The sequence below is a fragment of the Noviherbaspirillum sp. genome (genome assembly GCF_035944575.1).
Lineage (GTDB): Bacteria > Pseudomonadota > Gammaproteobacteria > Burkholderiales > Burkholderiaceae_D > Noviherbaspirillum.
In genome coordinates this window covers 1-21,009 of sequence record NZ_DASZBA010000152.1, presented here as the reverse complement: position 1 = coordinate 21,009, position 21,009 = coordinate 1, and the positions used below count along the sequence as shown (strand labels likewise).

Annotated in this window: 19 protein-coding genes; 5 read left to right on the top strand and 14 right to left on the bottom strand. The window is 59.3% G+C overall.

Going from position 1 to position 21,009, the window contains the following annotated elements:
* The first annotated feature begins 146 nt into the window (after positions 1-146).
* The gene (locus tag VGU61_RS10775; RefSeq protein ID WP_326859124.1) at positions 147-2,756 is read left to right on the top strand and encodes a sensor domain-containing protein; all 2,610 of its coding nucleotides are present in this window, start codon (positions 147-149) and stop codon (positions 2,754-2,756) included.
* 22 nt (positions 2,757-2,778) lie between these two features.
* Here VGU61_RS10775 and VGU61_RS10770 read toward each other — a convergent pair whose 3' ends face one another.
* The 3 genes from VGU61_RS10770 to VGU61_RS10760 all read right to left on the bottom strand — a co-directional run bounded on the left by VGU61_RS10770 (position 2,779) and on the right by VGU61_RS10760 (position 4,685).
* On the bottom strand, positions 2,779-3,399 hold the full coding sequence (locus tag VGU61_RS10770) for a class I SAM-dependent methyltransferase (RefSeq protein WP_326859123.1): 621 nt from the start codon (positions 3,397-3,399) through the stop codon (positions 2,779-2,781).
* A gap of 251 nt (positions 3,400-3,650) precedes the next feature.
* Positions 3,651-3,932 carry an HNH endonuclease gene (locus VGU61_RS10765; protein WP_326859122.1) on the bottom strand — a complete coding sequence of 94 codons (282 nt, stop codon included), beginning with the start codon at positions 3,930-3,932 and terminating at the stop codon, positions 3,651-3,653.
* A 198-nt stretch (positions 3,933-4,130) separates the two neighbouring features.
* Complete coding sequence (locus tag VGU61_RS10760; protein ID WP_326859121.1) at positions 4,131-4,685, bottom strand: fasciclin domain-containing protein; 555 nt, start codon at positions 4,683-4,685, stop codon at positions 4,131-4,133.
* A gap of 264 nt (positions 4,686-4,949) precedes the next feature.
* Between VGU61_RS10760 and VGU61_RS10755 the strand changes: the two genes are divergently transcribed.
* Positions 4,950-6,995, top strand: coding sequence for a fused MFS/spermidine synthase (locus VGU61_RS10755; RefSeq protein ID WP_326859120.1), 2,046 nt, complete (start codon positions 4,950-4,952; stop codon positions 6,993-6,995).
* Between the two features lie 41 nt (positions 6,996-7,036).
* Here the strand turns inward: VGU61_RS10755 and VGU61_RS10750 are convergent, their stop codons facing one another.
* The 7 genes from VGU61_RS10750 to VGU61_RS10720 all read right to left on the bottom strand — a co-directional run bounded on the left by VGU61_RS10750 (position 7,037) and on the right by VGU61_RS10720 (position 13,657).
* Positions 7,037-7,375, bottom strand: coding sequence for a hypothetical protein (locus tag VGU61_RS10750; protein ID WP_326859119.1), 339 nt, complete (start codon positions 7,373-7,375; stop codon positions 7,037-7,039).
* Between the two features lie 314 nt (positions 7,376-7,689).
* Positions 7,690-8,199 (bottom strand): DUF1993 domain-containing protein, encoded by a 510-nt coding sequence (locus tag VGU61_RS10745; protein ID WP_326859118.1) that lies wholly within the window; start codon positions 8,197-8,199, stop codon positions 7,690-7,692.
* A 64-nt stretch (positions 8,200-8,263) separates the two neighbouring features.
* Positions 8,264-9,397 (bottom strand): diguanylate cyclase, encoded by a 1,134-nt coding sequence (locus VGU61_RS10740; protein WP_326859117.1) that lies wholly within the window; start codon positions 9,395-9,397, stop codon positions 8,264-8,266.
* Between the two features lie 275 nt (positions 9,398-9,672).
* Positions 9,673-10,326: a LysE family transporter gene (locus VGU61_RS10735; protein ID WP_326859116.1), complete on the bottom strand. Its 654-nt coding sequence runs from the start codon at positions 10,324-10,326 to the stop codon at positions 9,673-9,675.
* A 7-nt stretch (positions 10,327-10,333) separates the two neighbouring features.
* The gene (locus tag VGU61_RS10730; RefSeq protein ID WP_326859115.1) at positions 10,334-11,086 is read right to left on the bottom strand and encodes a glutathione S-transferase family protein; all 753 of its coding nucleotides are present in this window, start codon (positions 11,084-11,086) and stop codon (positions 10,334-10,336) included.
* Positions 11,087-11,212: 126 nt separating this feature from the next.
* The gene (gene alaC, locus VGU61_RS10725; protein WP_326859114.1) at positions 11,213-12,403 is read right to left on the bottom strand and encodes an alanine transaminase; all 1,191 of its coding nucleotides are present in this window, start codon (positions 12,401-12,403) and stop codon (positions 11,213-11,215) included.
* 99 nt (positions 12,404-12,502) lie between these two features.
* Positions 12,503-13,657 carry a glycosyltransferase family 2 protein gene (locus VGU61_RS10720; protein ID WP_326859113.1) on the bottom strand — a complete coding sequence of 385 codons (1,155 nt, stop codon included), beginning with the start codon at positions 13,655-13,657 and terminating at the stop codon, positions 12,503-12,505.
* Positions 13,658-13,819: 162 nt separating this feature from the next.
* Between VGU61_RS10720 and VGU61_RS10715 the strand changes: the two genes are divergently transcribed.
* Positions 13,820-14,839: a transporter gene (locus VGU61_RS10715; protein ID WP_326859112.1), complete on the top strand. Its 1,020-nt coding sequence runs from the start codon at positions 13,820-13,822 to the stop codon at positions 14,837-14,839.
* Between the two features lie 58 nt (positions 14,840-14,897).
* Here VGU61_RS10715 and VGU61_RS10710 read toward each other — a convergent pair whose 3' ends face one another.
* Positions 14,898-15,134: a hypothetical protein gene (locus tag VGU61_RS10710; RefSeq protein WP_326859111.1), complete on the bottom strand. Its 237-nt coding sequence runs from the start codon at positions 15,132-15,134 to the stop codon at positions 14,898-14,900.
* A 155-nt stretch (positions 15,135-15,289) separates the two neighbouring features.
* Here VGU61_RS10710 and VGU61_RS10705 point away from each other — a divergent pair, with 155 nt between their 5' ends.
* On the top strand, positions 15,290-15,895 hold the full coding sequence (locus VGU61_RS10705) for a phospholipase D family protein (protein ID WP_326859110.1): 606 nt from the start codon (positions 15,290-15,292) through the stop codon (positions 15,893-15,895).
* A 1-nt stretch (position 15,896) separates the two neighbouring features.
* On the opposite strand, the gene VGU61_RS10700 is transcribed toward VGU61_RS10705, so the two are convergent.
* Together VGU61_RS10700 and VGU61_RS10695 are read right to left on the bottom strand one after the other, a co-directional pair.
* The gene (locus VGU61_RS10700; RefSeq protein WP_326859125.1) at positions 15,897-16,964 is read right to left on the bottom strand and encodes a sterol desaturase family protein; all 1,068 of its coding nucleotides are present in this window, start codon (positions 16,962-16,964) and stop codon (positions 15,897-15,899) included.
* Between the two features lie 206 nt (positions 16,965-17,170).
* Positions 17,171-18,679, bottom strand: a complete 1,509-nt coding sequence (locus VGU61_RS10695) for a glycine betaine ABC transporter substrate-binding protein (RefSeq protein ID WP_414691620.1) — start codon at positions 18,677-18,679, stop codon at positions 17,171-17,173.
* 277 nt (positions 18,680-18,956) lie between these two features.
* Between VGU61_RS10695 and VGU61_RS10690 the strand changes: the two genes are divergently transcribed.
* Positions 18,957-20,234, top strand: coding sequence for a hypothetical protein (locus tag VGU61_RS10690; RefSeq protein ID WP_326859108.1), 1,278 nt, complete (start codon positions 18,957-18,959; stop codon positions 20,232-20,234).
* Positions 20,235-20,273: 39 nt separating this feature from the next.
* Here VGU61_RS10690 and VGU61_RS10685 read toward each other — a convergent pair whose 3' ends face one another.
* Positions 20,274-20,657, bottom strand: coding sequence for a nuclear transport factor 2 family protein (locus VGU61_RS10685; RefSeq protein ID WP_326859107.1), 384 nt, complete (start codon positions 20,655-20,657; stop codon positions 20,274-20,276).
* Positions 20,658-21,009 lie beyond the last annotated feature (352 nt).

The following is a 21,009-nucleotide window of genomic DNA, read 5'->3' as shown; positions in this document are numbered from 1 at the left end:
TCCTGCTTCTGCCGGTGTCAGGTACTGGCGCCTTTTCGCCACGAAAATCCGGAGAAAAACATATTGTTATCAAGCAATGTTATTCTCATGGGAAATACTTATTGCCGATCCGGCGTCCAGCGGCATCCATTATGAGAATAGAGAAGATGACAGCTTCCGAGGACCAATCTCTTGCGCCTTCCTTGGCGGAGGAAAAGCTTGCCGGGTTGGTTGAGCTGTTGTCGGACTGGTACTGGGAGCAGGACGAGGAATTCCGCTTCACGGTCATGACCGGAAAGGGACTGCAAAACGCCCATATCGATCCCCGGCTGCTGATGGGAACGAGGCGCTGGGACGGTAACCGTACCGCGGTGAGCCTGGACGGCAGCTGGGAGCGCCACCGGGCCATGCTCGAGGCGCACCAGCCCTTTACCAATTTCATCTACAAAACCATACGCGCCAAGGACCGCGCGCAGTACCTCAGTACCAGCGGCGAGCCGATTTTCGATGCCGGGGGACGTTTCCGCGGCTATCGCGGCATCGGCAAGGATGTCACCCAGCAGGTTCAGCTTGAAATGCGGCGCACCATCGAGCACGCGGTCACGCGCATCCTCGCTTCGTCGGAGGATGTCGCCGGGTGCATGAGCCGCATCATCCAGGTGATTTGCGAAACCCTGGGGTGGACCTGCGGCGCGCATTGGCGTGTGGACGAGGCGCGCGACATGCTGTGCTGCGCCGAAAGCTGGTCCGTCGCCTCTTTTCCCATCGAAGAATTTCTGCAGGCCGGACGACACGAGGTGCGGGTAGATAAGACGCCTGCCGGTCTGATCCGGGCCGCTTGGGCCACCGGCGAACCCGTCTGGCTGCGTGACGTGGTGCAGGAGCCGACCTTCCGCCGTGCCGCCACCGCGGCCAAGGCAGGACTTCACAGCGCCTTCGCATTTCCGATCCGGAGAGGGACGAAGGTGATCGGGGTGATGGAAATGTTTAGCCGCGATATCCACCGGCCCGATCCCGATCTGCTGGTTTGCGTGGGCTATGTCGGCGACCAGATCAGCCAGTTTCTCCAGCTCGTGCAGGCACGCCGCCAGCTCCGCCAGAGCGAGGAGCGCTACCGCAGCCTCACGGAGCTGTCATCCGACTGGCTATGGGAACAGGATGCGGATTTCCGGACCACGTTCATTGACGGGGCAATGAAGGAAAAGGCCGGACTCGATCCCGAGGCCCGCATGGGGAAATTCCGCTGGGACCTGCCGGCTCTGAACATGACCCAGGAAGACTGGGCGCGACACCGCATGCAGCTTGAACAGCATGAGCCGTTCCATGAACTCGAATTGCAGCTGCGAGACCTCGACGGCAATGAACGCTGGATCTCGATCAGCGGACGGCCGGTATTCGATGCGCAGGGGCGTTTCTGCGGATATCGCGGCATCGGAAAGGACATCAGCGCCCGCAAGGTGACCGAAGAGCGCATCCAGTACCTGGCGACTCATGACGGGCTGACTGGACTGCCGAATCGCGCGCTCTTCAACAAAATCCTGCAACTGGCGATCAATACATCGCGTCGCTACAAGCGCAAGTTTGCAGTGCTGTTTATCGACCTCGACCGCTTCAAGCTCATCAACGACACGCTTGGGCACGACGCCGGCGATCTGCTTCTCACGACGATGAGCACACGCCTCACCGAGTGCCTGCGCACCAGCGATGTCGTGGCACGGCTTGGGGGCGATGAATTCGTGGTACTGCTGCAGGAAGTCGACGAAGAACGCGATGTCGCTGCGGTGGCGGACAAAATCCTGTCAGTGGTGATGAAGCCGGTGGTGCTGCATGGACAGGAGTGCCGCGTCACGACCAGTATCGGCATCTGCATGTTCCCGTCCCACGCGCAGGATGAGCAATCGCTGATGAAGAATGCCGACGTGGCGATGTATCGGGCCAAGGATGAAGGCAAGAACAATTACCGGTTTTATTCAGAAGATATCCGCTCGCAATCGCTGGAACGGCTCGCGCTGGAATCCAGCCTTCGCCACGCGGTGGAGCGGCAGGAATTTTTCCTGCTGTACCAGGCCAAGCTCGACCTGAAGACAGGCATGATTACCGGCGTGGAGGCGCTGCTGCGCTGGAACCATCCGGAACTTGGCATCGTGCCGCCTTTGCAATTCATTCCACTGGCGGAGGAAACCGGCTTGATCATCCCGATCGGGAGATGGGTAATGGCCGAAGCCTGCCGCCAGAACGTCGCATGGCAAAAACAGGGCTTCCCGCCGTTGTGCATGGCAATCAATCTGTCGGGATGCCAGTTTGCCGACGACTCGCTGCCCGACTCCATCGCGGATGCGCTGGCGCAATCCGGCATGGATCCGACCCTGCTTGAACTGGAACTGACCGAGAGCATGGTGATCCAGCATCCGGATCGGGCTTCCAGGCTGCTGGCCACAATCAAGAGCATGGGCGTGCGGCTGGCGATCGATGATTTCGGTACCGGCTACTCGTCGCTGGCGCAATTGAAACGGTTTCCGATCGATACCCTGAAGGTGGATCGTTCCTTCATCCGCGACATCCCGGGCGATGCGGAAGACAAAGCCATCACCAAGGCCATCATCGCGATGGGGAAAACACTCAGCCTGACGGTGGTCGCCGAAGGCGTGGAAACCGAAGAGCAGGTCGAATTCCTCCGCAGCCATGCCTGCGACGAAATCCAGGGCTTCCATTTCAGCAAGCCGATCGCGCCGGAATCCTTTGCGGAGTTCTGGCGTCAGCACCGGCAAAGCCGGTAAGAGCACGCAGGAAAACGGGTTTTCAAGTATTGCGAATCACGACCAGCTTCGACAGCCCGAATACATTCACCTTCTTCACCGATTCGATTTCCCAGTCGTATTTCAGGATCTGCTCATCGAAGCAGAAGTCGGAGCGGAAGCCGATCTTGTCGGCAAGAGAGCGCACCGCCTGTTCCAGGAACCACCAGAAGCGGCTCCCGCTGAAATGGTTCAGGATCAGAATGGTGCCGCCCTTGCGGCAGACGCGGCGAATTTCAGCTACCAGCTTTTCCGGATTCGGCGTTACCGACAAAACATAGGGCATTGCTACGCAATCGAAGCTTCCGTCCGGAAAATCCATTGATTCGGCATTCATCGCCGCCAGCTTGATGTCGTGGTTTGTCAGTTTGCTGGCGCGTTCGCGTGCGATATCCAGCATGTGGGTGGAGATGTCGATGCCCACGATACGCGAGGTGGAAGGGTACTGGCTGAGTGTCAGTCCGGTACCGACCCCGACTTCCAGCAATGACGACGGGCGCAGATTGCGCACCGCCTGGGTCAGCGCACGTCGGCCCGGTTCAAATGCGGCACCAAATAAACGGTCATATAAAGGAGCATAGAAGCGATAAGTAGTAACGACGTTATCAACGGAAATCGGGTTCATATAGTTGTGTGGGCTAAGTTGATAAAGCGATATGTAAGACTCTTGGGAAGCAGAAAGTTCATCCGCGACGCCAAGCCCGAATGAAAACTTGAACGAAAATTGATGCGAAACGAAGCATAGAGTAGCTTATTCCTGCATTTCGGAATGAAATCAGGGTCATTTGCACATATGAACGAATAGCATCCCGGCGGTTTCCGCACCGGAATCAACGCAGAAACTTGCCTGCGAAACGATGTGGCAAGGGTTGAAATTCAGCGACGTTTCGACATCGCCCGATGCCTGTCGTAAAACCCGGGGTCCTTCTTGCGCACCCAATTGACGAACTTGCGGATCTCTTCATTTTCGAGAAGCCGTTCGGGGGTATGGTAGTAGTCGGCCAGTTCCTTCTCGGAAAACACCGAATGGATTTTGTTATGGCAGATGCGGTGCATGCGCACCGTGGCGCGGCCGCGGTAGGCACGCGGCACCAGATGATGATCATTAACCGACGGGCCGTCGATCAACTCTCTACCGCATAGGGGACAGGTTTCCATTGATGCCGGCCCGATTGAATGCAGGCGTTGTTCAATCGGGATAAAAAGAGCGGTCAGGCAAGTAAGGCCGTAATACGGACAGTGAACGGCCGGCGAATGGCCATGATACCGTTTCGCTGCAACTCCGATCGCGCCGGCGGCATCCGGGCGCCAGGTGGTGGCGCCCGGAACCGTCCGTCACTCCGGGGGTGGCAAGACTTACTTCGGCAACAGCACGGTATCGATCTCGTGGATCACGCCGTTCGACTGGTTCACATCGTAAGTACTGATCTTCGCTGTATTGCCGCTGTCATCCATGACATGGATGTTGTGGGCGCCGTTCATGGCGAAAGTCAGCTTGCCGCCGCTTGCGGTTGCGAGCTGCGCCTTGCCGTTCTGCTTCTTGATCTCCGCCTGGAGTGCGTCGAAGTCATATTTTCCCGGCACGACGTGATAGGTCAGGACCTTCGTGAGCCCGCCTTTGTTTTCCGGTTTCAGCAGCGTGTCAACGGTGCCGGCAGGCAGTTTGCCGAAGGCGGTGTTGGTTGGCGCGAATACTGTGAACGGGCCTTTGCCCTTGAGGGTGTCCACCAGGCCGGCGGCCTTCACGGCGGCGACCAGTGTGGTGTGATCGGCGGAATTCACCGCATTGTCGATGATGTCCTTGCTGGGCAGCATGCTTTGCCCGCCGACCATCACGGCGTTTTGGGCGAAAGCGGCGCTGGCGGATGCCAGTGTGGCGGCAATGATGAGGGCGGAAGTCAGTTTGCGCATGGTGTTCTCTCCTGTAGTGAAGCGGGTAAGCGATTGATTTAAATGTGAACTGCGAAGGAATATACGAACGCCTTCAGCAATCGGATTCAGTAAATCAACACTTTTTTCTATCGAAGAAGTTGCATGCGATCACGCCTTGTCCCCGCCCATGGACAGGGCAGTCTGTGTTTTATCAAGCAAGCATCAAACTTGATGCATTGGAAACTGGCGTTGATTATTCGACATGGTGGAGAATAGGTCGATTCCATCCCGACAATTCCCGCCATGACCCGACTTCTGTTTGCCGGCACCATTTTTTCCAGCGCCTTTCTGCTTTTCCTGGTCCAGCCGTTGATTTCGAAACAGATTCTTCCCTGGTTTGGCGGGTCGGCAGCGGTGTGGGCCACCTGCATGGTGTTCTTTCAGGTCATGCTGTTTCTCGGTTATGCGTACTCGGACTGGGTGGCACGCCATCTGCCACCACGCCGCCAGATGCTGTTGCATGTCATCCTGCTGGCAGTCAGCCTCATCACGCTGCCCATCGTCGCGGCGTCGTCATGGAAGCCGGCAGGCGCGGAAGATCCGATGGTGCGCATCCTGCTCCTGCTGTTTGCCACCATCGGCCTGCCGTATTTCCTGCTCTCGACCACCGGCCCGCTGGTGCAGACATGGGTGACCCGTACGCTGGCGGACGCGCGCGTATACCGCTATTTTTCGCTCTCCAACCTCGCATCGCTGATTGCGCTCGTCTGCTATCCGTTCGTGATCGAGCCGCATGCGCCCATCCTGCTGCAGGCGCGTGCCTGGTCTGTCGTGTATGGCCTGTTCGCGCTGCTATGCGCCGGGTCCGCGCTGTACTTTGCAAGCCATGCGGGACCGGTTTCGTCGGCTTCCGCGGTACCTGATGATTCGGGCGAGTCCGCTGCCGCGCCCAAGGCCCAGGCTGCTGCCCCACGGGTACGGGATTACCTGTTGTGGATCAGCCTGTCGGCGCTGGGGTCATGGCTCTTGGTCGCCGTCACCAACCACATCACGCAAAACATCGCCGCCATTCCTTTTCTCTGGCTGCTGCCGCTGACGATTTACCTGTTCACCTTCATCCTGTGCTTCGAAAGCGACCGCTGGTATTCGCGGCCGGTCTTCCTGCTGCCCACCGCGGCAGCAATGGCGGTATGCGCATACGGCCTGCAGGACATCAATATCAGCGTGAACATCAAGCTCGCGGTGCCAATGTATGTGATTGGCCTGTTTTTCTTCTGCATGTTCCTGCATGGCGAGCTGTCGAGGATGCGTCCTGCGCCGCGTTACCTGACCCGCTTTTACTTGATGGTGTCATTGGGAGGCGCGCTCGGCGGCATCGCCGTCGGCCTGGTCGCACCAAATGTGCTGCCGGCCTACTACGAACTCGGCATCGGCCTGGTTGTGGTGGGGCTGCTCGGTGTCATCGTTTTGCGCAGCCGCCGCCTCGTCGCGGCAGCGGCGTTCTGCGTGGCGGTGCTGTGCGGTTACTTCCTTGTGCTGCAAATATCGGGCGACTTCAAGGATGCGCGCCGCATCGATCGCAGTTTCTACGGCAGCCTGCGCACGGTGGACAAGACGTACTTCGATGCCAGCCGCAACGTGCGCGAGCTTTATCACGGTGCCATCCGGCACGGCGAACAGTATCTGACGCCCGAGATGCGTGCCGAACCTACCACCTATTACGGCCGCGACTCCGGCATCGGCGTCGCCATCGCGCATACCCGGGTGCCGCAGAAGAAAGTGGGGCTGATCGGCCTCGGCGCCGGCACGCTGGCCGTTTACGGCGAACCGGGCGATGTCTACCGTTTCTATGAAATCAATCCGCAGGTGATCGATATCGCGCAGAGCGAATTCAGCTTCCTGCGCGACAGCAAGGCGAAAGTGGATACGGTGCTGGGCGATGCACGTCTCGCGCTCGAAAAGGAGCCGCCGCAGAATTTCGATGTGCTGGCCGTCGATGCATTTTCAGGCGACTCCATTCCGGTTCACCTGATCACGCGGGAAGCGATGGATGTCTACCTGCGCCACATGCATCCGCAAGGCGTGATTGCCTTCCACGTCACCAACAAGTTTCTGCTCCTGGCGCCGGTAGTGCAGCGCCTGGCGGCGGACCGCGGCCTGGAATCGGTATTGATCGAGGATGAAGGCGTGGGTACCACCGAACACAGCACCGACTGGGTGCTGGTCGCCAGGGATAAAAGCGTGCTTCAGAAAGCGGCGATCCAGGATGTCGCAACGACCATCAAGCCGATACCAGGGCTGGAAGTGTGGACGGATGACTTCAATAATCTGTTTGATGTATTGAAGTAGAGCCGGACCGCGCCGGCCGAAAGCTGCATCGGACTATTGGACTATCGGACGGTAAAGCCGAACACCTCTTTCTCGTTGAACTTCCACAGGCAAACCTGTTCGACATAGTACTCGTGCAGGTGATAGATTTCTTTTGCGATCGGCGCCGGGAAACCCGCCCGGCCGGGCCTGCTGCGGTCGAGGATCAGGCTGCCGAGATACTTGTTGCAGAGCGGCTGCTCATACCAGAGCAGCGCGATTCTATTGACGATGCGTGGATAGCGTTTTGCCAGTTCCATCGGACGCACATGCGCCGGCAGCGTGGACAGCCATCTGAAGGTGTGTTTATCAGGCTCGCGGGCTTCCGGATCATTGCGACGCTGAAAGATAGAACGGTCCATCGCTGACTTCCCTATTCATCAGAAAACAAACAGGAGGCACCGGCACCTTTCGGTCTGATCTGCCGCTGGCATCGACCCGAAATGTTGCCTGTTACGAAATGTTAATTTTTTTATTCTAATCTACTTCGCAGCTATAGCAAATTAGAAATTTCACGCTGTCGCAATTAAATTTTATGCAACTTTCAAGCGCGATAATTTAGGCTGACGTCATAACCAACTATGAGTTATTTCGGAACCGGCGAACCGGTTCGGTACATCCCAACCAAGCAAAAAAGATCCCGGGGCGCAGTGGCAGTCACCTGCTCCGGGGCGCATCAGAAACTGCCGATAAAGTCACGCTTGCCGATATCGACGCCGTTATGGCGCAGGATGGCGTAAGCGGTAGTGACATGGAAGAAAAGCTGCGGAAGGGCGTAGTGCAGCAAGTAAGGCTGCCCGGCGAATTTCCGTTCGCGCGGTGTGCCGGGCTGGACCGTGATTTCGCGTTCTTCGCTGCCGTCAATCTGTTCCGGCCGAAGGCTGTCGATGAAAGCGATCGTCTTGGCGATCCTTGCATGCAGGTCGGTGAACGTTTGCTCCGTATCCTCATAGCTGGGCACATCGACACCGGCCAGCCGGGCCGCCGAACCCTTGACGAAGTCGGTGGCGATCATGACCTGGCGCAACAATGGGAACATATCTGGAAAGAGCCGCGCGTGCAGCAATGCATTCGGATCGATCTTGCGCTCGGTGGCATGGGCTTCCGCTTTCGCAAGCACTGCGTCCAGGCTATTGAGCATTTGCCTGAATACGGGAATCGATGCGGCGTACATGGAGATGGTCATGGAAGGTCCTCGGACGGTGAATGGGGATCGGGCATTCTATGCGCAATCCCGCAATGCCGCAGATTCAGCCTCGTTCGACCACAGCCACCACGCAGCGGTTACGGCCGCCTTCCTTTGCCCGGTACAGGGCGTCGTCCGCGCATTTGAACGTGGCCTCGGGTTCGCCGCGCCTCGCATGTTCGGCGATACCGATCGATATGGTGACCTTCAATTTGTCGCTGACGTCCGGGAAGGCCAGGCCTTCGATGCATTTACGCACCCGTTCGGCGGAAGTCAGCGCGCCTTCCGCAAGCGTGTCGGTCAGGACCATCACGAATTCCTCGCCGCCGAATCGCCCGAAAAAATCGGTCTGCCGCAATGCGCCGGACGCGGTTGTTGCAACCTTTCGCAATACTTCATCGCCGACGAGGTGACCGTAGGTATCGTTGATCTGCTTGAAGAAATCGATGTCGATGATGCAGATGCAGAATACCGAGCCGTTGCGGATGCAGCGCTGGGTTTCCTCGGCGATGCGCTCCATCAGGTAGCGCCGGTTATAGACGCCAGTCAGCTCGTCGCGGATGGCCATGTCGCTGATTTGCTTCAGCGCCGCTTCCAGTTCGCCGTTGCGCTTTTCCAGTTCGATATTGTTGTCGCGCACTTTGCGCCGAAGGTTGCCGATGAATCCGGCGAGATAGGTGAACTGCGCCATCGTCACCAGCAAGGCCATCCACTGCAGTACGTCGACGCGCAAGGTGATATCGGCGGGGCGGAATTGCACCAGCAGGGCGATCAGGATGGCATAGCCTCCGAGGATAAAGGCGCTCAGATAAATGAAACCGCGTGTCTTGAAGCGGAGCATGCCGAACACGAACGCCGCTACGCCAAGTAGCAGGAAGGTACTGCGCACCGCGTCGCCGAAATACATCAGGTAGAGGCCGGACAGCGATGCCAGGGCAAGCTGCACGAACGTCAGGCTGGGGTCGGCGAAGCGCTTGTTGAAATCGGTGCGGATCGTCAGGTAGATGCCGACATTGATCGCCAGCACCAGAAGCACGTAGCCCGTCACCTCGCTTGTGGTGAAATAGTCCATCGCCCAGCACACCAGGACGAAACACATATTCATTGCGTAGGCGCCGGACGCGATCAGGAAGCGCTTCAGGCGGAGCTCCTGATCCCGATCGTTGGAGGGGAACAGTGCAAAGCTGCTGGCATTCATGTTGTCTCTTGATTCTTTATTATGCGCCGACGCCGTTTTCCCTCGGAGGACACGCATTTGGGTCGACGGATTTTAGTTTCTTATGGGCAATGAGGCTATCTTACCCTGCCTGAGCACGTCGGCGCATGCCGTTTTCTAGTTACGCCCCATTTATGTTTCCAGTAACAACGGTGCTGATGGGTGGGGATGCATACCGTGCCGGTCCGGATGTTGCAACATTGACACATGATGTATGCCGGTTGGACCGACCGCCGGGCAGAGCGGCGCAGGATGGCTTATGGGTGGGGGGTGCGCTTGACGAAGAAGAGCGTCGCGCCGACTGCAATGAGGACACCGCCGAACAGGCGATTCTGATTTTTCATCGCCCGGGCATCGCGGAAGAAGCGCTGCATTGATGATGCGGCGAATGCATAACCGTGCATCACCACCAGATCGATGGCGCACATCGTCGCTGCGAGGATGGTCAATTGCGGCAACAGCGCCGCGTTCTGATTGATGAACTGCGGCAGCACGGCAACCATGAACATGATGCCCTTCGGATTGGTGGCATTGGTCAGGAAGCCGAGCAGGAAGCGGCGCCGAAGGGTCGGCGCGGCGGTGGTTTCTGCCGGCGCGGCCGGTATATCGCCATTGCTCTGCACGTCGACCTTTGCCCGCCACTGGCTGATGCCGAGATAGACAAGATACAAGGCGCCGACAATCTTGACGATGTTGAACGCAAGCTCCGACGCCAGCAGCAGCGAGCCCACCCCGGCGCCGGCGATGACCAGCACGAGAAGCAAACCGGCCTGCAAGCCGATGATGGTGCCGGTCGCTTTTCTCACGCCGTAGGAAAGACCATGGGACATCGACAGCACTGCGCCGGATCCGGGCGAGACGGCAATGATGCAGGCGGCGACAAAAAAGGTGATCCAGGTGGTGAAGCTCATTCGATCCTTATCCGGCGGCCGATGCGGAACGCGGTCGTTCCGCGCCTTCGTGCCGCTTCTCCGTGGTTGAAAAGTATTCCTCGCGCATGCGGGCCACATAGGCGGCCAGGTTGGCATGGCGCTCATTCTCCCTGCGCAAAGGCGATTCGAAATGCGGACACAGCAGCGCAAGCGTGAATGAGAAGACGGTGGCATCCGCGCCGCAGGGCATGTCACCCATCAGGTAGCGCTTGTCGCCGAGCGCTGCCGCCAGCGACTCGATGCCGCGCGCCGCAAGCGCCAGTTGTTCATCGGGCGTGTGACGGCCGATGCCGTGCGCCTTCGTGGCGCTGGCCACCTTTCGTCGCACGATCTTCTGCACGAGCGGACGTATCGGGCCAGGTATGCTCCGAAAGAATACCGCCGGACCGCGAGCGAAATTGTCGTCGTCCAGCCAGCGCCAGTGCAATGCCGCCCAATACAGGTTGTCTTCGCAAAGCTTTTCCACCGCCCATGCGATGCCACGCTGCTCTGCCGAGAGGTGCCTGTCGAAATCGATCTTGTATTTTTTCTCGATGTGCCAGCGGATGAACGTCGAATCCGCCACCACCACGCCGTCGTCCTCGATATAAGGAAGCTTGCCCTTCGGGGCCCGCCTGAATCCATTCGGGTCGGTCCGGTAGGGCAGGCCCGCCATCTTGAGCAAGGTTTCGGTCTTCGTGACGAACGGGCTGGCGTCCGGAAGGCCAAATGCCGGACCGAAGGTATAGAGAGTGATCATGCTGATCCTTTCAGGATGGCGATGCCGCGCACTGGGGTCATGATATTGACGGAAATTCAGGGCAACAGGCTGCCATGGAAGGAATGACCGTGCAATCCCCGCTCCATGGCCCCGACCGTCGCCGCGTCAGGCGCGCAGCATGGCCTTGATGCCTCGCAGCGCCTGGCGGATGCGGGCCTCGTTTTCAATCAGCGCGAAGCGCACGTACTCGTCGCCGTACTCGCCGAATCCGATGCCGGGAGACACCGATACCTTGGCTTTCTCCAGCAGCAGCTTGGCGAATTCGAGCGAACCGAGGTGGCGGTACGCTTCCGGAATGCGCGCCCAGATATACATCGACGCCTTCGGCAATTCCACCGGCCAGCCGGCTTCCTGCAGCCCCTTCACCAGCACATCGCGCCGGCGCTGGTAGCGGTCACGGATCTCCTGCACGCAGGTCTGGTCGCCTTCCAGCGCCGCGATCGCCGCCACCTGCACCGGCGTGAAGCTGCCGTAATCGTGATAGCTCTTGATGCGGGCCAGCGCGGCGACCAATTCCTGGTTGCCGACCATGAAGCCGATGCGCCAGCCCGCCATGTTGTAGCTCTTCGACATGGTGAAGAACTCCACCGCCACATCGCGTGCGCCGGGCACTTGCATGATCGACGGCGCCTTCCAGCCGTCGAACACGATGTCGGCATAGGCAAGATCATGCACCACCAGGATGTCGTGTTCCTTCGCCAGCCTGACCACGCGTTCGAAGAAATCCAGTTCCACGCATTGCGCGGTCGGATTCGACGGAAAGCCGAGAATCATCATCTTCGGCTTCGGGTAGCTTTCCCGGATCGCCCGCTCCAGCTCGGCGAAAAAATCGACTTCGGGACTCATGCGCACCGAGCGGATATCGGCACCGGCAATCACCGCGCCATAGATATGAATCGGATAGCTGGGATTCGGCACCAGTACCGTGTCCCCGCGGTCCAGCGTCGCCAGCATCAGGTGTGCGAGGCCTTCCTTCGAGCCGATCGTCACGATCGCTTCGGTATCCGGGTCCAGGTCCACGTCGTAGCGGTCCTTGTACCAATGGGTGATGGCCCGCCTGAGGCGCGGGATGCCCTTCGAGGCGGAATAGCCATGGGTGTCGGGACGTCTGGACGCTTCGGCCAGCTTGTCGACGATGTGCTGTGGCGTGGCGCCGTCGGGATTGCCCATCGACATGTCGATGATGTCTTCGCCACGACGGCGCGCGGCCATCTTCAGTTCGGCGGTGATGTTGAAAACGTAAGGGGGAAGGCGATTGATGCGCGAAAAGCTGCGCGGCGTGCGGGATTGCGTCATGGTGTTCTTTCACGTAAGCGCCCGGAACCGTCCGAGCGACGTGGCGCGAATGTGTCGCGCCGGAACCGATTCTAAACAGGCAATGTCGAGGATGCAAGTTCAATTCTGATGACGTCGCAGTTCATCCAGCGCATAGCGTGTGCCGCGCCAGTCGATGCCGCCCCGCAGCAGCGCCGTCAGGCTGCCGCGCCACCATATCGCCAGCTCCAGAAGGCTGACGAAAGGCGTAAAGATCAGGCAGCGGTAGCCCCAGCCGGCGATATGCAGCCTGCCGGCAAACAGCAGCAGGCTGGTCATTGCGGTGGCGGCGTTGATCCAACGGGTTGCTCCCTCGGTGACGATCAGGCCGATCCACGGCCACACGCGCAGCAGCAGCATCGCCACAGTGACGGCGATCAGTTGGCCTAGCTGGAAGTCGAAGGCGGCGAAGATGTTTTTCTGCATGCCGTTGATCATGTCCGATGCGCTGCGATACCACTCCACGCCGACGAGGTCGCGGCCGAACAATACATGCTGACGGAAACCGGCGGTCTTGATGCGCTTGCCAAGCATCATGTCGTCCAGCACCGCGAGCGGAATGGCGCCGTGCCCGCGGATGGCCCGGTATGCTCCGGCGCGCACGAGATTGAAGCCGCCTGCGCCGAGGAAGTGCCTGGGCGAGGTGGCCACCTTCCAGGGTTTGAAGCGCGCCATGAAATTCACCGAGAAGCTCAGCACCAGCATGCGCAGCAATTGCGTCTTCACGACGACGTCGAACAACAATGTCAGGTGATCAACGCCATGCTGCTCGCAGTAATTGACCGCCCGTGTCAGGGCGCTGGGCTCGAATACCACATCGGCATCGGTGAACAGCAGGTAGTCACCGCCGGCGATCGCCGCGCCGCAGGAAAGCGCGTGATTCTTCCCCAGCCAGCCGGCTGGGAGCTCTGTGATGTGCAGCACACGCAACTGCGGATAATCCCCCGCCATGCGGTCGAGTATGGCCGGCGTGGCGTCGGTCGAGCGGTCGTCGATGGCGATGATTTCGAAGTTGGGGTAGTGCAGCGCGAGCAGCGAACGCAATGCCGGCTCGATCGTGTCCGCTTCATTCAGGGCCGGTACGATCACCGACACCTTCGGCGGATTCGGTCCGAGGACCGGAAGGATGTCGGCGAGCTGCCCGATCTTCCGTGCGCCGAGCGCGACATCGGTCAACACGATGGCCGTAACGATCAGGACTGCCAGTGAAAGCCAGAAAGTCGGATCAAGCGCCATATTTGCAGTATCGCTAATTGTACAAAGCATATTTGACGGCCTGCCGGCATAGTCGTTCGGCCGTGCTTAGGAATGTCAAGGATATGTCCCTGTTCATCCGCAGGAATTCCGCCGGCCTTCCCTATACAATGCAACGGGTTTGATGAGGCAATCGGAGCATGGATGGTATCAACTTCATTTTCGTACGGTCCCGAGCCGTCGGGCTTGATCTGCGGCTATCTTTTCAGGGACGGAGGCGAAGGCAATCTTGTCGGTACCGCGGAAACGCTCGACTGGCTGCGGGACCGCCGGGATGGACGGCGGACAGGCGAATTCCTCTGGCTGCATTTCAACCTGGCCATCGCGGGCAGCGAAAAATGGCTTCTCGATCACGGCGGGTTGCCGGAAGAGTTTTATGAGACCCTGCATGAAGGTTCCCGCTCGACGCGCATCGAACATGCGAACGGCAAGCTGGTTGCGGTGGTGAACGATGTGGTGTTCGACTTTTCCTTCGATCCGTCCGATATCGCCACCTTGTGGGCCAGCCTGGACGAGCACCTGGTCATCACCGCGCGCCGCCAGCCCTTGCAGTCGATAGACCGGCTGCGCAGCGCCGTCAGCAAGGGGGAGCCGATCCGCTCCACTGTTGAACTTCTGAATCACCTGCTGCGCGATCAGGCCGACGTGCTGGTGAACATCGTCCGCGACTGCGTACGGCGCGTCGATGAAATAGAGGATCATCTGCTGGCGGGAAAACTGCGGACCAAGCGTGCCAACCTCGGGGAGCTCAGGCGGGTGTTGGTGCGGTTACGGCGCTTGCTGGCGCCGGAGCCTGCCGCATTGTTCCGGCTGTTGCAAAGGCCGCCTCACTGGGTGGCGGAGTCGGACTCGCAGGACCTGCGCCAATCAACGGAGGAATTCTCGGTCGTGCTCAATGATATGGCAGCGTTGCAGGAGCGGATCAAGCTTTTGCAGGAAGAGATCGCGGCCCGCGTGAATGAAGAAAACAGCCGAAGCCTTTTCGTGCTCACCATCGTCACCGTGCTGGCGCTGCCGATCAATATTCTCGCGGGTTTGTTCGGCATGAACGTCGGCGGCGTGCCGCTGGCCGAAAACAGCGATGGTTTCTGGATCGTGGTTGGCATCGTGGCGACATTCACCGTACTGGCCGGATGGTTCGCGTTTCATAGCCAGCGCGACTGATCTTGTCAAAAAAATAGCCACCCCCTGGGTGGCTATTCATCTTGCGTGTGCCGCTCCTTTAGACGCCCAGCAGCTTCTTCGCTTCCTGCAAGGATTTCATCGACTCGGCATGCTTGCCTTCCTTGTGAAGCTTTTCGCCTTCCGCTCTCAATTCTTTTGCCTTGCTGATGTTCTCCGCGCTGACCCCGCTTGCGGAACTTAATCTCGCGTCGATCGTCTTCATTTCATTGGGGCAGTTGTGCGCGAACGCCAGCGATGAGGCTGAAAACAGCAATACCGTCAAAAGCTTTTTCATTTGAGTCTCCTGATTGATTTTCCGGTTCAAGAACAAGTCGCCAAGCGCAGCTTTGCTTGCCATCCTCCGCAGGTTTCGGGCCTGCGATCCATTACTTTACGCCTGTTGCACAAGCCTGTCAGGCAGCAGGGCGGTTACCGGTTGTAGACATACCTATGCGCTTTCGTTGTGCCGCTTGTTTTATTCTTTCCCTTTGTGCCGTCTCGTCCGCTTCGGCGAGACAGCCATCCGTTGTCGACGGGCTGCAGGAGGAGCTGCGGCAACTCCTTCCGCCGCGCACCGCAAAGGCGCCGGCAAGCGCGGAAATAGAGACCGGATTTTCGCCGGACGGCGATGCCGAGCGGCTGGTTTTGAAAACAATCGATTCGGCGACCAAAAGCGTCCGGCTGGCAGCCTATGCGTTCACATCGCCGAAAGTCGTGCAGGCACTCCTGCGGGCGAAACGTCGGGGCGTGGACGTGCGGGTGGTGGCGGACAACAGCGGGCCGAAATTGAAATCCGGCGCGGCGGCGCTCAACCTGGTGGCGGGAGCCGGCATTCCGACGCGGCTCAACGGCAAATATGCCATCCACCACGACAAGTACGTCATCGTCGACGGGCGTCATGTGCAGACCGGTTCCTTCAACTACAGCCAGGCCGCCGCGAAATCCAACAGCGAGAACGTCATCGTCATCTGGCACAACCCGGAACTGGCCGCACACTACCTGCGCCATTGGGAAAGCCGGTTCGAGGAAGGTACCGCGTACAGGAAGCCTTACTGACTCAGTCGCGTCCCGGCTTCAATGGAAAGAGCTGCTGCTTTACGAATCCATCCGGCACATAGTCGCCGACCACGCCGTACTTCTCCGGAAAGGTCTTGTCGGTCTTGACGGCGGTGCCGAAGAAGTAATCGAGGAATGCGAAATGCGCTGCGTAGTTCCTGTCGATCGCCGCGTCGTCGGAGGAATGGTGCCAGTGATGGAAGTCGGGAGTGACCACCAGGTATTTCAGCGGCCCCCATGGCAGATGCACGTTCGCGTGGTTGAACACCGCCTGGAAGCCTACGACGATGATGTAGGCATCCATCACCGATTTCTCGAATCCGAGCACATACAGCGGTCCAAGCACCAGTACACGGGTCAAGACGAGTTCGAATACATGCATGCGCGATCCGGCGATCCAGTCCATCGTTTTGGCGCTGTGATGGATCGCATGGAAGCGCCAGAGGAAGGGCACTTCGTGATAGGCGCGGTGCGTCCAGTACTGCATCAGGTCGGCCACCAGGATGCAGAGCAAAAGCTGCGGAATGAAATTGATCGCCTGCACTGCCTGCTGAAGTTCCCCGCGCACCATCCAGCCGAATACGCGGTGTATCAGGAAGTTGACGATCAGCAGCACGAGCCCGACGAGGAAATGGTTGACGACGAAGTGGACGAAGTCGGTCTGCCACTCCTTGCGGAAGATCGCCTGCCCTTTGTACAGCGGGAAAATCTTTTCGATCAGGACGAAGATCAGCGTCGACCCGAGCAGATCGAGGATGAACCAGTCAAGACCGATATAGGGCGTGTTGTCGGGGAAGTCGCCGACCGGAACTTCCGACCCGCCGAGCGCCACCGCCGCCAGCACCAGGCACAGCGCCGCAATGTTCAGGTTGCGCCTGCGCCTGAATAGAATGTTGGCGATGGAAAGGCCGCCCGCGATGATCAGCGAAAAGAACAATATCTGGCGCAGCAGGTCCACCGAATACTGCTTGCGCAATTGAGGCGTGGTCAGGTACTCCGGAAAGTGAAACGCGACCACGCCGAGAAAACAAAGTATCCCCAGCGTCAGCGCCAGCACGCCGGTCACCATTCCGTGGCCAGTCTTCAGTTCGCCGCTCTCCCTGAGCAGGCTTGCGGTTTCGTCGATCACGTCGCCGGCAAGCTTCACCGGTGTGACGAGCGTTGAATCGAGCACCTTCCTGGTGCCGGACGGCTGGCTTTTCTTATTCATGACTACTTTTCCCTGGATGCCGGCGGACGGCGCTGCGGCACTGTAGCAAGCTCCCGTTTGCGAAGTCAATCGACGTGCATCTTCGGCAGTAACCGCTTTTCCAGCTGCTCGAACAACCATTGGGTGAGCAAGGCGAGTGCCGCCGCAGGTATGGCGCCGGCCAGCAGCATATCGTTGTCGTTCAATGCCAGGCCGGTGACGATCCGCTCCCCATAGCCGCCGGCGCCGATGAAGGCGGCGATCGTGGCGGTGCCTACGCTCATCACCGAGGCGGTCTTCAGTCCGGCGAGGATCACCGGCAGTGCCAGCGGCAGGTCGATGTGCAGCAGCCGGTCGCGCGGCGTCAAGCCGAGTGCCAGAGCGGCCAGCCGCAGTCCGTGCGGCACCTGTTCGATGCCGGTGGCGGTATTGCGCACGATGGGCAGAAGGGCATACAGGAACAGCGCAATCAACGCCGGCAGGGTGCCGATCGCGCCCAGCAAGGGAATCAGCATCGCGAACAGCGCCAGGGCGGGCACCGTCTGCAAGACACCGACCAGGGCCATCACGGCCTGCCTCAGGCGGCGCCGATAGGCTGCCAGGATGCCCAGCGGTATGCCGATGGCCGCCGCCGCGGCCACCGATGCCAGCACCAGCAGGATGTGCTCGCGCGTCAGCCGCCAAAGGCTGTCATCGAACAGCTTGCGCCACAATCCATCACGGGCCGGCGCCTTGCCTGCGTCCGGAGACAGGAAGCTTTTCGCCGCCTCGGTAAAGGACTTGCCTTCCAGTTCGGCTGCCGCGTTCATCGCGATCATGTCCGCTTCGGAAATGCGGCCCTCCAGCCGCCGCAGTGCCTGCCACGCAGCCGGGAAGCGGCGTTCGACATCGAGCCGGTACAGCAGCAGTGCGTCATAGCGCGGAAAGTAGCCTGCGTCGTCCGGCAGAACCCGCAAGCCGTATTGCCTGATTTTTGCGTCCGTCGAATAGATGTCGATCACATCGACCTGGCGGGCGGCGAGAGCTTCGTAGGCGATGCCGTGGTCGAGACCGGACGGCTTCTGCGGCAACCGATAGCGACTTGCCAATCCCGGCCAGCCGTCGGCTCTCCCCAGGAACTCATGCGACAGCCCCAGCCTCAGGCCTGGCGCTTTAGCCAGCCCGCTGATGTTCCGCAATCCGTTGTCGTCGCCCGCGCGCATGGCCAATGCATAAGTATTGTTGAAGCCAAGGCGCACCGCCGCGCCGATGCCTGAAGGGGCAAGTTCCCGGTTGATCTGTTCCAGCGAGGTCGGCGCCGCGTGCCTGAGGATTTCCAGGTCGATCGTGCCTAGGTATTCGGCGTATATATCAATGCTGCCGCTCTTGAGCGCTTCGAAGACGATCGCGGTATTGCCCAATCCCTGGCGCTGTTCGACCCTGGCATGAGGAGCGGCGGTCTGGGCGATGACTTCGGACAGTACGTAGGATTCGGTGAACCGCTTGGAACCGATCCGCAGCACATCGTCGGCGACGGCGGGCAACGGCGACAAACACGGCGCGCACACGCAGATCCCCAGCAGCAGCCGATGCCAGTGGCGTATTGCGGCGCGCATGCATGCCGCGTTTTTGATGATTCGAATAGGCACTGTCGTCTCCTGCCAGGAAGCTCGGCCCGGACGGGAACGCGGTCGCAAGCCATTTCGCGACCCGGCGTCCTGGCCGCGGCGCTGCTCTTGAACTCGTTCAATCGGCCCGGTTTGTTGCAAATTTGTTGTTTCGACGATGACAAGTTTTGTTGTCAATGTCAAAATTCGCGGCGGCAGCCCGGATCGCTTGTTTTCCGGTGCCCATAAAAATAATCCAGTTGCACTCACTTCCCGGGAGTAAACCATGTCAGGCAGCACCCGCTTTACCCTGTCGCTTTGCGTTTCGCTGGCGGCGTTCTCAGCCCATGCCCAGTCGCGCGGTCCTGCCGCCCAATACTGGGTCGACCTGGCAACCAACAATGTCTCCATGCCGGGCATGCAGCAGGATATAGGAAGCGGCGGCCTCGGTGCCGGTCTGCTCGGAAGCATCATGGGCGGCGGGTCGCCGATGATGGGTGCATCCGGCAGCAAGTCCCTGAGTGCCGAACTGCATGTGCGCGCCCATCCTTCCGGAGTGGAAGGCACGCATGCCATCCCGGCGGACATGAATATGGGACAGTCGCTGCTGCTGTTGCCGAACAAGCCGAAACAGGCGACTCATACGCCGACGCGCTCCGGCGACCAGCCGGCCGAAAAGCCGAAAGGGCGCATCCTGCTGTACTGGGGCTGCGGCAGTACCATTCGGGCCGGTCAGCCGAAGGTGCTGGATTTCGGCAAGCAGGATTACCGCGAGTTTTCACAGTTTTTCGCCGGCAGCGGCGGTGCTTCCAGCCACGGCGTGCAGAACCGGCCTGGCAATGCACTATGGCCGAACGAGCGGGACAGCAAGCCGGTGCCCGACAATGCATCGCTGAAGGGCAGTCATGCGATCAGCGGCGACGGGGTTCCGGCGAGCCTGAAATTCACGGTCGGCGCAGAGCATGATTTCCTGCCGAAGGTCCAGATGACCACCAAGGGCATGCCAAAGGACGGCGTACAGGTGGATTGGACATCGATGCAGAACGCGAAAGGCTATTTCCTGCATGCGCAGGGTAGCGCTGCCGGGCAGGGCGGTGCCCAGGACATGATCTTCTGGAGTTCCAGCGAACGGCCTGAGAACGGCTGGTCGCTGATGACATACCAGGCGCCGGCACAGATTGCAAAGCTTCTTCAGCAAAAGGTGATTCTGCCGCCCTCGACCGTCAATTGCACCGTGCCGAAAGGCATTTTCGATCAGGCCGAGAGCGCGATGCTGAACATGATCGCTTACGGTCCGGAACTCAACCTGTCGCATCCGGAGCGTCCGGCCAAGGCGCCGGCGGGCTGGCAGCCGGATTGGACGGCGCGCGTGCGTATCAAATCGACCGGCATGACGATGCTGGGCATGCAGGACGGCGTGGAGGGGCGTCGTTCGGGCGGGCGTGACGGGGGAAACAGTCCGGATAACGGCGGTGATAACGGAAATGGCGGAAATGGCGGCGATGGCGTCACGCCGAGCCTGCCGAACCCGATCAACATTCTGCGCGGTTTGTTCGGCAGCTGATGTGCTTGCAAGGGGATGCCGGGCGTCCCCGCGGCACGGTCACACTGCTTCTACGGAAAGATGCGTACGCAGTTGGGCCGTGTCGTAGATGTAAGTCAGCTTTGACAGCAGGTTGCGCTTCGGCGCCAGCTCGAACAGCGACATCAGCTCCAGGTTCAGCGATTTGCCGCTTTTGAGCACCCAGGTGTAGTTGAATTGCAGGGCCATTGCCCGATCGTCATTGATCGCTTCGAAAATGTTCTGCAGTCGGATGATGGAATGTTTGGTGTCGTTGAAGAGCATCTTGTGATACTCCTCGACGCTCATCTCGCCATATAAGGGAGATACGACGGTCGCGTCCTGGGTGAAAAACGACAATACTGCTGGCAGATCGGCTCTGTTGGCTGCGGCCAGATACTGCTTGCAAACCTGTAATGGACTCAATCTGGACTCCGGGTTGACGGGAATGAAACGATGTGAAACGCGTAAACCAAAACGGAAGTTGTACAACCGATATGACAGCGAGGGGCGGAGACAAACGCGTCCTCAAATATACCCATTTCTACCATCTTCGCACTCCTATAAATATGGGATATCGGGTGCGTAAACACAGGAATGTTGACTGATTCCGTCATCAAAACGGCAATTTATATCGTGGTGGAAATAACCATTTGCGATATCTTTTCCATGATGCAAAGTAGCCTGCCCTGATCAGTGCCCTGCATCGCATCGAAATCTTCGATTATTTTTCTGATATTCACAGTCCTATACTGGCTTTCTCGACGTCGCATGGAGG